The following is a 12,359-nucleotide window of genomic DNA, read 5'->3' on the forward strand; positions in this document are numbered from 1 at the left end:
TTCTCCCCTATTTCTTTCTCTGTATACGACGTTCGCGTTTTTTAAAGTTTTCCACATCTCGTTGAATTTTCTTCTTGTATCCTGGCTTGACTTTTGTCGGCTTCTTGACGTGCCTGCTCGCTTTAACATCGATATCAGATTTTTGTTTTTTACGGTTTTTCCGTTTATTACGTTCATCGATATCAACCCAATCACCATTTTGGATATCCGCATCACGGAATTCAATGCCCATTTTTTCAAGGCGGTTCAATGAATCTTCATCGGATGTATCGTAAATGGTAGCGGCAATGCCTGAATATCCGGCACGAGCCGTCCTTCCCGTCCTATGGATATAAAAATCCAAATCTGAAGGCAATTCATAGTTAATGATATGACTTACACCTTCAATATCGATTCCACGGGAAGCCAGATCTGTCGCAACGATGAATTGATACTCCAAATCATTGATTTGCTTCATCATTTTTTTACGCTCACGAGGCGATAAATCACCATGAATACGGCCGACATTCAACCCTTTTTCAATCAAGGAGTTAGCCACATGATCCGCCATTTTCTTTGTGTTCGTGAAAACAATCGCCAAATATGGATTATAACGAACGATGATATCATGAAGTAATTGCTCTCTGTTTCGGTGGCGAAGCGGTACAAGAACATGTTCAATTTTCGAAGCGGTCGCCTGCTTGGGATTCACTTGAACATACTTTGGATTCTCCATATATTTATTCAAAAACGGCTTCAATTTTTCTGGGATGGTTGCCGAAAAGACAAGCATTTGAATTTTTTCAGCCATACGTGATGCAAATAAATCGACATCTTCAATGAAGCCCATGTCTAGCATAAGGTCCGCTTCATCGACTACAAGCATTTTTGCTGTATACACCTGTAATGCCTGAGCTTCAACCAAGTCCTTGATCCGGCCCGGCGTACCGATTACCAGTTGCGGCTGTGTCTTCAATTTATCTATCATTCGCTGTTTATCAGTACCACCGATGAAACAACGGACTTGAATCTGCTCATCCTCAGGGAAATGGTCAGCAATTTTCAAAGCTTCTTTGTAGATTTGGTTCGCTAACTCACGGGTTGGTGCGGAAATAATCGCTTGAACCTCATTCTTACCGGCATCAAGCCTGTTCATGATCGGCAGCAAATAGGAATGTGTCTTTCCTGTTCCTGTCTGCGACTGTCCAATTAAGCTACTTCCCTTTAAAAGCGACGGAAGCACGCGCTCTTGAATTTCCGTCGGCTTATCGAACCCTAAAGTACGAACCGCATCTAGAATGTAGCTTTTCAAATTAAATCGTTCAAATTGATTTTGTTTCATCAAAAAACTCCTTTATCCTGTCAGTCATTAGACATGTCCTGTTATTATAATAAATTTTACACAAAAAGCGCAAGCGCCTGGGTTGCTCGTGAAGAAAATAGCGATTGTCCCATAATGGGGCAGGCTATCTACTTTTTTCAATGTGACCCATTTACTTAACAAAAGCGAAAGCGCTGAGGTTTTCTCTTAAAATGGACTCTTGCAAACGAAAAGCCCCTGTCCTGGTCATAGCGTATCCCCCGCAGACATGGAGCTAAAAGACTACCGTTACCATCTTACCTTCTTTCCGGATACTTCACAACTGCCCAGACACTCTTTCCTCAAACCTTTTTTGTCGAGTTGCATAATTTATATAGAAGATTACACCAGCATATAATATCTGAGGAGGTGAAACCTATGTTCCCAAATAGAAATCGTCAAACCGTACCCGGTTTTCAGCCACCCAACGGCCGAAGGATGCAGCAGCACCCTGCTCCATTCAGACAGTCACCGCAAATCCCCCACCCTTATCAGCAGATACAGCGGCCGATGGTACAAAACAGACGGCAAGTGCCACAGGGACCTCAAGGTTTCCGCGGCCCTTTCAACCAACCGCAGCGGCAGGAGATGCCGCCAGCAAAGAAAGAAGGGTTATTGTCAAAAATACTCGGTAAGTCGAAACAAAAAGCAGCTTCTCCAAATTTGTTTGCGCCAGCCGCTTCCTCTAACCAAAGTTCTTCAAGAAGCAGCGGAGGTGGTATCTTAGAAACATTAAAAAACCCCGAGTCCCTTAATAACATGCTTTCCAACACGCAAAAAGTGTTGCAAGCGGCGGAACAATTCACGCCTATGGTGGAACAGTACGGACCAGTGATTAAAAACCTGCCTTCCATGTGGAAAGTTTTCCGGAGCATTTCATCAGCCGGTGATATCGAGGATCAGGGAGCTTCCGTTGAAAGCGAGCCAAATGTTGAGGTACAAAAAAACATTGAGGTAAAAACGGATTCGAAGAAAAAAGAAAAAGCTAAAGAAGCCAACCCCATCGCCCAAGTCCGTACCGAAACCAAAAGGGAAAGGACATCCGGTCCGAAGCTTTATATATAAAGGCTGCAAAAAATTTACCAATAACTGATTTTATGTAAATATGATGTTTTGTAATATCATCTATGGTCTTATATAATAGAAAGGTATAAAAAGTGAGAGTTTCTTGCCTTGAAGGAGGACACATAGATGAAAGTGATTAAAATTTCCCCGCGCGGCTATTGTTATGGCGTTGTCGATGCCATGGTCATCGCTCGTAATGCGGCTTTAGATAAAACCTTGCCACGTCCCATTTACATTTTAGGAATGATTGTGCATAACAAACATGTGACGGATGCGTTTGAAGAAGAAGGCATCATCACGTTGGACGGGAGCAACCGCAACGATATCATCGAACAGGTGGACAGCGGAACCGTCATCTTTACTGCTCACGGCGTTTCACCTGAGATCAGGAAGATCGCCGAGAAAAAAGGTCTTGTCACGCTCGATGCTACATGTCCCGATGTTACCGCAACACATGACTTAATTCGGGAAAAACAAGCGGAAGGCTATCAAATCATTTATATTGGGAAAAAAGGCCATCCGGAACCAGAGGGTGCTGTCGGAGTTGCTCCCGATGTCGTTCACCTGGTTCAAAAGGATGAAGATGTGGAAGCCTTGACTTTGAATAGTGATAAGATCATTGTTACCAATCAAACAACGATGAGCCAATGGGATGTATTGGATATCATGGATAAGGTCAAGGAAAAGTTTCCACATGCCGAAGTCCATAAGGAAATTTGTTTAGCGACACAGGTTCGCCAAGAAGCGGTTGCCGAGCAAGCTGGCGAAGCTGATGTTTTAATCGTTGTCGGAGACCCCAAGAGTAATAATTCAAACCGCCTTGCACAAGTTTCCCAAGAGATTGCCGGCACGAGAGCTTATCGGATCGCTGACATTTCCGAGCTGAACCTTGAATGGCTAAAAGATGCAGAAACGGTTGCCGTCACTTCAGGGGCTTCAACACCAACTCCGATCACGAAGGAAGTTATCGCATTTCTGGAGCAATATGAAGCAAATGATGAATCGACTTGGAATACCGAAAAGAAAACGCCATTGCATAAAATTTTACCAAAGATTAAAGTGAAGAAATGATTTCACAAAAAAGAAAGGCAGCCACTAATGGCTGCCTTTTTCGTGTTATTTAAATGAAACGGAAAGGGTCTGTATTCAGCCGGGATGGAATGAATTCCACATCGTAGCTCTTTTCACGGCACATTTTTTCAAGGATTCGTGCCACCCCTTTTTTCATCACCTTTTCAACATTGTGGCCTGGATCCACGATATTCAATCCAAGCATCATCGCGTCATGGGCTGTATGGTAATACATGTCACCTGTAACGTACACATCAGCTCCCTTGAACTTCGCTGTCGTAAAGTATTTATTGCCGTCTCCGCCCAACACGGCCACTTTTTTAATCGGGCTTTGCAAATCTCCAACGACACGCACCTTTTCAACATCAAGTGTCCGCTTCACATGTTCGGAAAATTGTTCAAGTGTCATTTCTTCAGGAAGTACACCAATCTTCCCTAAGCCAAGAGACTCCCCTTTATTCTCCAGTTTATATATATCGTGAGCAACTACTTCATATGGATGGGCTTTGATCATCGCAGATAGCACTTTCTTCTCGATATTTTCCGGGAATATCGTTTCGACCCGCATTTCAGCTACTTCTTCAAGCTTTCCTTGGGAACCAATTACCGGCTCACTGCCATCACCTGGCAAGAAGCGGCCGGTACCTTCCCCAGAAAACGAACAATTGCTGTAATTCCCGATCGCTCCGGCCCCTGCCTTCCCTAGGGCTTCCCTCACCTTTTGTGCGTCGGTCTTTGGAACATATACGACCAATTTCTTTAGAGCTATTTCGGTGGTTGGAATCAATACTTCTGTGTCCTGCAATTGCAGCGCTTCGGCAAGTAAATCATTTACTCCGCCCTTAGCGACATCCAAATTGGTATGCGCAGCATAAACAGCGATATCATGTTTGATCAGCTTTTCGATGATGCGTCCTCCAGCAGTGTTTGTATCGATCCTTTTCAATGGTCGGTAAATAAGCGGATGATGGGCGATGATCAATTCGGCGCCATGTTCTATCGCTTCGTCTACAACCTCTTCCAGCACATCAAGGGCAATCAGCACTTTAGTAACCGGCTTATTGAGCTGACCGACATGCAGCCCGATCGGATCTCCCTCCATTGCATAATGCTTTGGGGAGAATTGTTCAAACGTTTCAATGATTTTGTGACCATTCACTGTCTTCACCCTTTAAGCACCTCCTCAATTACGGAAATTTGGGATTTTAATTCATTGCGCTTCGTTTCCAGTCCGCTTCTTCCGCTTTCATCCAATTGTTCGATGATTCTCTCCAAATGTTTTTTCTCGAGCTGCCATTTTTTTATGAAAATGTCACTGAATTGCTCTCTTAAGTATGGACCGAACGTGAGGCCTGCTTGCTTGTTTACCCGATAAGGGCGGAGCGGGTCCCCTTTTTCGGCAATTAAGATTTCATAGATTTTCCCATCTTCCTCAAGGATTTCCTCTCCAATAAGTTCCCAGCCGTTTTCCATTAGCCAGCTGCGAACATTCGCTGCACCGACATTAGGCTGAAGGATAAGCCTTTCTGCCTTGCCGAGTTTCCCTTTTCCGCTTTCCAATATACTTGATATTAAAGTTCCTCCCATGCCTGCAATCGTAATGCAAGTCGCTTCATCGGGCTTCAATACTTCAAGCCCGTCTCCTTTACGGACCCCTATCTTGTCCCCAAGCCCCGTCATTGCAACTTGCTTGCGTGCTGACTGATATGGCCCTTCTACAACCTCACCTGCTATTGCGCTGTCACACAAGCCGTTAGTCACAGCATAGCACGGCAAATAAGCATGGTCGGAACCTATATCTGCAAGGATGCTTCCTTTTGGTATATGTATGGCAACACGTTCTAATCTCATCGATAGTTTTTCATGATTCATATTTATCAACTCTCTTAATTCAAATAATTTCTTACTATAATTAGTTTCCCATTCGATTATACCAAGTTCAATCGAAAAATTACAGAAAGGAGAAAAAGGACTCTTTCTATCAGTGGGCAGAAGAAACTTACCATCTGGAATCTTCCTTTACTGAATAAATGAAAAACTGACTCAAAAAGTTCGCTTTCCAACGATTTCTTGAGTCAGTTTCATGAATTATTTCAGTCCATGAATATATTCGGCCATGGCGTCAATGTTCTGTTCTTCGACTAAACCTGGTGGCATTGCACCTCGTCCATTAGTGATTACGTCTTTGACCTCGTCCACCGACAGACGATCGCCAACTCCTTTTAGGGCAGGCCCGACGCCGCCTTGATAGGCGTCACCATGACAAGAGATACAGTTTTGCTTATAGATGTCCTCAGGTGATGCTGAGGCACTTTCTGTTTCTTCTGTCTTTTCGCCGCCCTCTTTTTCCTTAGCAAGATCTTTGGCATCACCCAAACCTTTAAACGAAAGTAAAAACATAAGTCCAATACCAAAAACCATGATAATAATAAAAGGCATTACTGGATTGCGATTCATAGTATTTCCTCCCCTATGTAGAACCTAAACTTACCATATTTAATATTATATACAAACAGCTATATATTATTTTACTTGAAAAGAGTTTCAAGTAAAAGCCCAAAAATAGAAGATATTATATAATTTCTTAAAATTGTCAAAAACTTATGTATATTTCCAAACAGTTTTACTTTTTCTTACATATATTTCATAATACCCTAAAATCACTAATTAAAACCGCTAGAATGCCCTAAAAAAAAAGTAAAGAGTGACCATTGCTCCCAGGCCTCCCGCTATGGAAAAATGGAGCAGCTTCAGTTTTTTGCCCATTAAAATCCAGAGTCCGCAATTAATGAACAAGAAAATATAAAGGATACTCACTTGGCCGGGTGCCATGAATTCGGCAAAACTGACTGTTAATAAAAGCAAAGATAGCGCCATTCCCATCAAGGCCATTTGAAAAATGATTTTCCTGCCGGTAAAGCGGCGGACCGCCTGCCCAAAGACAAGAATTGAAATTGTTGTCACAAGCATTTGCATTCTGATGGGTATTTCAGTAAAATAATTCAAAAATACAATAAATGCAAAAAGGGCCCCAATCAACAACCCGGAAAAGATGTCGTTTTTTACGCTTCCGGTTTTAGCCGAATTGGATGGCGGCTGTTCGCCTTGACAGTATAATGCAAGCAGATAATTACAATATTGCTCCGGAAGCATACGACTTTCCTTCCAGGAGTTTATTTCTTGAATGATGATTTTCTTTCTCATCTCATCCATGAATCTCACATCCTCATGATGATCATTTCCTTTTAACGGCTTTGCTTTTTAAATTTTTTACATTGGTAATTATTGTTCTTAGAGGATATTTTTACATTGGAATTGAAAAAAAGAGCCGCTCCCGAACGCTGGGCATTCAAAGAGGGCTCTGTGAAGGGCATATATTCTATTCCAGGAAATCTTTCAAGCGTTTGCTGCGGCTTGGATGTCTCAGTTTACGCAGCGCCTTCGCTTCGATTTGACGGATACGCTCGCGGGTGACCCCAAATACTTTCCCTACCTCTTCAAGAGTACGGGTGCGGCCATCATCAAGTCCAAAGCGGAGTCTCAAGACGTTCTCTTCACGGTCAGTAAGAGTATCCAATACATCTTCAAGCTGTTCTTTCAATAGTTCATATGCTGCATGCTCCGATGGAGAAGTTGCATCCTGATCTTCAATGAAATCACCTAAATGTGAATCGTCTTCTTCACCTATTGGCGTTTCCAATGAAACCGGTTCCTGAGCTATTTTCAAGATTTCACGAACTTTTTCAGGTGTTAAGTCCATATCCTCCGCAATTTCTTCCGGAGAAGGTTCACGTCCTAAATCCTGAAGAAGCTGTCTTTGGACACGGATCAATTTATTGATGGTTTCCACCATATGCACCGGTATCCGGATCGTTCTTGCTTGGTCGGCAATGGCACGGGTTATCGCTTGGCGAATCCACCATGTTGCATACGTACTGAATTTGAATCCCTTGCGGTAATCAAATTTTTCCACAGCCTTGATAAGTCCCATATTACCTTCCTGAATCAAATCAAGGAAAAGCATCCCGCGTCCGACATATCGTTTGGCGATACTGACAACAAGACGAAGGTTAGCTTCTGCCAAACGGCGTTTCGCTTCTTCATCTCCATCTTCGATTCTCGTCGCCAGAGAGATTTCCTCTTCTGCCGATAAAAGGTCGACCCTACCAATTTCCTTTAAGTACATGCGTACTGGGTCATTGATTTTAACGCCAGGAGGAACACTTAAATCATTTAAGTCAAACTCTTCTTCTTTTGCAAGCTTCTTCTCATCCGGATCATCTTCATCCTCGTCTTCCTCACCATCAGTGAGTATTTCGACGCCGTTTTCTGCTAACACCTCATAGAACTCATCCATTTGATCGGAATCCAATTCAAAACCGCCAATCATTTCAGCGATTTTTTCTAAAGTCAAAGAGCCTCGTTTTTTACCTAGCTCTAGTAATTTTTCTTTCACCTGTTCAAGGCTAAATTCATTATCAACTTGTTTGGAACGTGCTGGTTTTTCAGCCATTAGTTCCCCTCCTTCCAGGACTTACACCTAAACGACTACAACATTTTACGCAATTTAATGATTTCCATGGCAATTTGTGCAGCAGTGACATAATCACTTCGTCTAACTGCATCTTTTTCTTCAACTTGTTTTTCTTTTATCATTAACAACTTTTCATATTTCAACACTTGATTTATACAATCGGTCAGTTCTTTATCGGTAACTTCCTCATTCACTGACATCATTTCTATTTCCGAAACGATCCTTCTCAAGTTTGGATCCGGTAAATAAGTAAGGAAAAAGCTTGTATCCGGTTCGTGTCCATCTTCATAGAACGCATATAAATAGGTGATGATTGCCTGATGTTCATCTACATGAAAAACCGTTTGTCCAAGCAACTGCTGAATTTTGAAAGTCGTATCCCTGCTTTTTAGCATATGGGCGATCAACTTCATTTCAGCATTATGGTGAGCAGGCTTTAACTTATGCTCATATTGCAGGGACATTTTCTTTTGGGCTGCTGGCTGCGGCAGTGTCCCCTTCTTGCGTTCCGTAAAGAACACCTGACGCTGCTGCTGTTCCAGCGCATCCAATGATAGGGAAAATTCAGAGGATAGCTGCCGAAGATAATGATCCCTCTCCACGGCATTGGGCAATCGTGAAATTTCTTTAAGGACTTCTTCGATATATTGAATTCGATCTCCTTCATTATTTACATTTTTCCCTCGACGCAAATAATGCATTTTGAATGCCATGTAGGTTAAACTGGCCCCTATTACTTCAGAAACAAAGCTTTTTTCACCGAATTCCTTTATGTAGTCATCGGGGTCCAAGTTATCAGGCATGAGAGCGACTTTCACGGAAAACTCATGGTCCTGTAGCATATTAACTGCACGATTGGCAGCGTTTAATCCCGCTGAGTCCGAATCGTAGCATATAAGTATCTGGTCAGTATTTCTTTTTAAAAGCTGGATATGCTGGTCCGTCAGGGCAGTACCCATTGTAGCGACCGCATTCTCCACACCTGCGCCAACAGCTGAAATGCAATCGGCAAAGCCTTCAAAAATGACTGCTTGTTCTTTCTTTCTTATGTGTGGTCTTGCATGATGGAAATTATATAAAGTTTTACTTTTATTAAAGATTGGCGTTTCAGGACTATTCAAATATTTGGGCTCATCGTCCCCCATCGCTCTTCCTGAAAATGCAATCGTATTTCCTTGATGATCCATAATTGGAAACATGACTCTATTTCTGAAACGGTCAAAATATGACTCGTCTTTTTCCCTGTAAATAATAAGCCCTGCCTGCTCCATGTATTCCGCTGGAAACCCGCGTTTTAAAAGAAACTTGGACACGAAATCCCATGAATCCAAAGAGTAGCCAATTTGGAACTTTTCTATCGTCTCTTCAGTAAACCCGCGTTTAAGTAAATATTCGAGGGCATCCTGCCCCTCTTTCGTATTAACGAGGAGATGGTGATAAAACTTCCTCAGCAGGTCATGTGCCTCAACCATTTGCTGCGAGCCTGCCGGCATGTTAGAACGCTTGGAATCCTTATTGATTTCAACATCCAAAGGAACATTTCCTTTTTCGGCTAAAACTTTTGCAGATTCCACAAAGCTGTAGCCTTCTATATCCATTAAGAAGGTAAAAATATTTCCCCCTGCCCCGCATCCAAAACAGTGAAAGATTTGTTTTTCCGTCGAAACGGAAAACGAGGGCGAGTTTTCACCATGAAAAGGACATAGGCCAAAGTAATTGCGCCCCTGCTTCTTTAACTGGACATACTCCCCAATTAAATCAACAATGTCAACAGCTTCACGAATTTGATTAATTTTCTCATCTTCTATACGGCCATTTATCATTTTTCCACCTTGCAATATTGGTGATAGTTTTTAATTCGATACTGTTTCCTAATTCCCTGCAAAGTTCGACAATGTTTTCAAAAGTTTATTTGTAAAACATGCACGATCTTCCTTCGTGAATGCTTTCGGCCCTTTTGTATGCTTACCCTGCCTGCGGAGTTTCGCCGACTGATAGCGCATATCCAAGAGCATGAAAATATTCTCGTCAGTGTATTCTTTTCCCCTTGGCGAAAGGACATAAACGTTTTTAGGAAGCAGGGTCCCAGCCAAACCAATATCTGCAGTAACGACAATATCACCCTTTTTTACTGAGTTTACTATATAAAGATCTGCCGCTTCTTTGTCTGCATCGACATATACCCATTTACCTTCAGGGTTATTCATCATATTTTTATATGATGCAACAAAACAGACTTCAACATCGTGCAAACTTGCACAATGAAGGATTTCGTCTTTCACCGGGCATGCATCGGCATCGACGTGTATCGTAGGTTTATTATTCATACCTTCTAATTCTACATCTTTCTGCATAATCCTTTTTCTCCCCTAAAATTTATGAAGATATGGTGAATTTTCAGCATTGATCCAGAGGGTTTCCTCTAAAAGAGCACACATTATTCTTCAAGGAATACCTGCTCATTTAAGTGAAAGCGCATCTTTTGCCTTGAAAAAGACCAGCCCCTCCTGAATTATACGGAACATGTCGAATTATTTTCATGATAAAAACCTTGACATCTCATTAACCTTTAGTTTATTCCTTATTAATTAAGTCTAAACCTTAAGATTACTTTTTTCTCACAATTTTTTATTATAGTCTATTTGTTTAGAAGATGCCAACATTTAAATTCCGAATTTGTTTTCATGTAAACCAAAGGATTTACAGTTGGAAACAAAGAGGGGTTTTATGTAATTATTTTGAACTTATTCTTTTTATTCCCTATTGAACCTTGGCATTAAAATGTGAGCTGACACATAAAGTGCCTAGCTCACATTTTGATTTGCCTTAATTATCAGGATCAACGGTTTTTGTTTTGAAGGATATTGATTATCAAATTGGCTGTTTCTTCAACAGCTTTATTGGTTACATCAATGATAGGACAGTTCAACCTTGATATGATTGTATCAAAGTATGTCAATTCTTCTTTTATGCGCTCCACATTTGCATAAATCGCATGATCATTAAGCCCAAGCGACTTTAATCGTTCTTTACGAATATGGTTCAGCTTTTCCGGGCTGATCTTTAAACCAATGCATTTTTCAGGAGGTACCAGGAACAGCTCTTCTGGAGGTTCCACTTCAGGCACTAAAGGTACGTTCGCCACCTTATAGCGTTTGTGGGCTAAATACTGTGATAACGGCGTTTTGGAAGTGCGTGAAACACCGACAAGGACGATATCTGCACGTAATATGCCCCGAGGGTCACGTCCATCATCATATTTTACAGCAAATTCAATGGCTTCCACACGCTTGAAATAGTCATCATCCAGCTTTCTTACAAGACCAGGTTCATTAAGCGGCCCTTTTGGCGCCCTTTCCTCAAGGATGTCCATGAGCGGCCCTAAAATGTCATAAGCAGACAGGTTTTCTTTCTCGACCTGTGCTTTCATATACGCTCTAATAGCTGGCTTCACAAGAGTATAAGCAATGATTGCCCCATCCAACTTAGCCAGTGATATCACTTCATCCACGTTTTGTTCATCTTCAATATACGGAATTCTCTTTATGGAAAATGCAGATCCCGAGAACTGGCTTGCAGCGGCTTTTGTAACCAATTCCGCTGTTTCCCCTACCGAATCCGATACAACATATATAATAGAACCGTTCATATTCTCCGTCATTCCTTTTGCAAGCCCCCTAATAGCCTTCATCAGCCAAAGCTACGAATGCTTTCGTAATATTGGTTTTTGTAATTCTTCCAATTACTTCATAGCCTTTTTCTGTGTCTTTGACGACCGGTAATGAGTCGATTTGTTTATCAATCAATTTTTTGGCAACATCAATCAAAAGGTCTTCTTTTGAACACATTGTAATATTGGGCATCCTAGTCATGATGATATTGACTGGAATGGAGTTAAGCTCTTGTTTCCCAATACTCGCACGCAACAAGTCTTTCCTTGATAAGACACCAACAAGCAATGCATGCTTATCGACCACGAACATTGTTCCGACATCTTCCAAAAACATCATGACGATTGCATCATATACGGAAATGCCCTCGTCAACAACGACGGGTATCGATTGGTAGTCTCGTACATAAAGATGGTTAAGGCTGTCGGTCAAAAGCTGTGTCCCTGACCTGCCTGTATAAAAATACCCCACTCGCGGCCTGGCATCAAGAAAACCTGCCATCGTTAAAATGGCTAGATCTGGACGAAGTGTCGCCCTGGTAAGGTTCAATCTATCCGCAATATGTTCTCCAGTAATCGGTCCGTTTTCTTTTACAATTTGTAAAATTTGCTCCTGACGCTTATTCAATTGGATTATAATCACCACCCCACTGCTTTCGCAGAGTAAAGTAACAAAAGTT

The 12,359-nt window shown here is 41.8% G+C and carries 12 protein-coding genes; 2 read left to right on the top strand and 10 right to left on the bottom strand.

What is annotated here, in order from left to right; genetic code table 11:
• Positions 1 to 7: 7 nt before the first annotated feature.
• Positions 8 to 1,321, bottom strand: a complete 1,314-nt coding sequence (locus ACIQZD_RS02215) for a DEAD/DEAH box helicase (protein WP_402897693.1) — start codon at positions 1,319 to 1,321, stop codon at positions 8 to 10.
• Positions 1,322 to 1,717: 396 nt separating this feature from the next.
• Between ACIQZD_RS02215 and vrrA the strand changes: the two genes are divergently transcribed.
• Positions 1,718 to 2,404 (top strand): VrrA/YqfQ family protein, encoded by a 687-nt coding sequence (gene vrrA / locus ACIQZD_RS02220; RefSeq protein WP_402897695.1) that lies wholly within the window; start codon positions 1,718 to 1,720, stop codon positions 2,402 to 2,404.
• A gap of 126 nt (positions 2,405 to 2,530) precedes the next feature.
• A complete protein-coding gene (locus ACIQZD_RS02225; RefSeq protein WP_048685698.1) occupies positions 2,531 to 3,475 on the top strand; it encodes a 4-hydroxy-3-methylbut-2-enyl diphosphate reductase in 945 nt (314 codons plus the stop codon).
• Positions 3,476 to 3,524: 49 nt separating this feature from the next.
• On the opposite strand, the gene ACIQZD_RS02230 is transcribed toward ACIQZD_RS02225, so the two are convergent.
• From ACIQZD_RS02230 to ccpN, 9 genes are all read right to left on the bottom strand, one after another.
• The gene (locus ACIQZD_RS02230; RefSeq protein ID WP_402897698.1) at positions 3,525 to 4,643 is read right to left on the bottom strand and encodes a Nif3-like dinuclear metal center hexameric protein; all 1,119 of its coding nucleotides are present in this window, start codon (positions 4,641 to 4,643) and stop codon (positions 3,525 to 3,527) included.
• On the bottom strand, positions 4,640 to 5,347 hold the full coding sequence (locus ACIQZD_RS02235) for a tRNA (adenine(22)-N(1))-methyltransferase (RefSeq protein WP_402897700.1): 708 nt from the start codon (positions 5,345 to 5,347) through the stop codon (positions 4,640 to 4,642). The genes ACIQZD_RS02230 and ACIQZD_RS02235 overlap by 4 nt, the downstream gene beginning before the upstream one ends.
• A gap of 216 nt (positions 5,348 to 5,563) precedes the next feature.
• Positions 5,564 to 5,932, bottom strand: coding sequence for a cytochrome c550 (gene cccA, locus ACIQZD_RS02240; RefSeq protein WP_034308472.1), 369 nt, complete (start codon positions 5,930 to 5,932; stop codon positions 5,564 to 5,566).
• 219 nt (positions 5,933 to 6,151) lie between these two features.
• Positions 6,152 to 6,688, bottom strand: coding sequence for a hypothetical protein (locus ACIQZD_RS02245; protein ID WP_402897702.1), 537 nt, complete (start codon positions 6,686 to 6,688; stop codon positions 6,152 to 6,154).
• 166 nt (positions 6,689 to 6,854) lie between these two features.
• Positions 6,855 to 7,988: an RNA polymerase sigma factor RpoD gene (rpoD, locus tag ACIQZD_RS02250; protein ID WP_034308477.1), complete on the bottom strand. Its 1,134-nt coding sequence runs from the start codon at positions 7,986 to 7,988 to the stop codon at positions 6,855 to 6,857.
• A 35-nt stretch (positions 7,989 to 8,023) separates the two neighbouring features.
• The gene (dnaG, locus tag ACIQZD_RS02255) at positions 8,024 to 9,829 is read right to left on the bottom strand and encodes a DNA primase (RefSeq protein WP_402899855.1); all 1,806 of its coding nucleotides are present in this window, start codon (positions 9,827 to 9,829) and stop codon (positions 8,024 to 8,026) included.
• Positions 9,830 to 9,880: 51 nt separating this feature from the next.
• Positions 9,881 to 10,336 carry a YaiI/YqxD family protein gene (locus ACIQZD_RS02260; protein WP_101223469.1) on the bottom strand — a complete coding sequence of 152 codons (456 nt, stop codon included), beginning with the start codon at positions 10,334 to 10,336 and terminating at the stop codon, positions 9,881 to 9,883.
• Between the two features lie 512 nt (positions 10,337 to 10,848).
• On the bottom strand, positions 10,849 to 11,658 hold the full coding sequence (locus ACIQZD_RS02265; RefSeq protein WP_101223470.1) for a pyruvate, water dikinase regulatory protein: 810 nt from the start codon (positions 11,656 to 11,658) through the stop codon (positions 10,849 to 10,851).
• Between the two features lie 28 nt (positions 11,659 to 11,686).
• Positions 11,687 to 12,325 carry a transcriptional regulator CcpN gene (gene ccpN, locus ACIQZD_RS02270; protein WP_034308483.1) on the bottom strand — a complete coding sequence of 213 codons (639 nt, stop codon included), beginning with the start codon at positions 12,323 to 12,325 and terminating at the stop codon, positions 11,687 to 11,689.
• Between the last annotated feature and the right edge of the window lie 34 nt (positions 12,326 to 12,359).

The organism is Peribacillus sp. NPDC096447 (genome assembly GCF_044762725.1).
In the GTDB taxonomy this organism is placed as follows: Bacteria; Bacillota; Bacilli; order Bacillales; family DSM-1321; genus Peribacillus.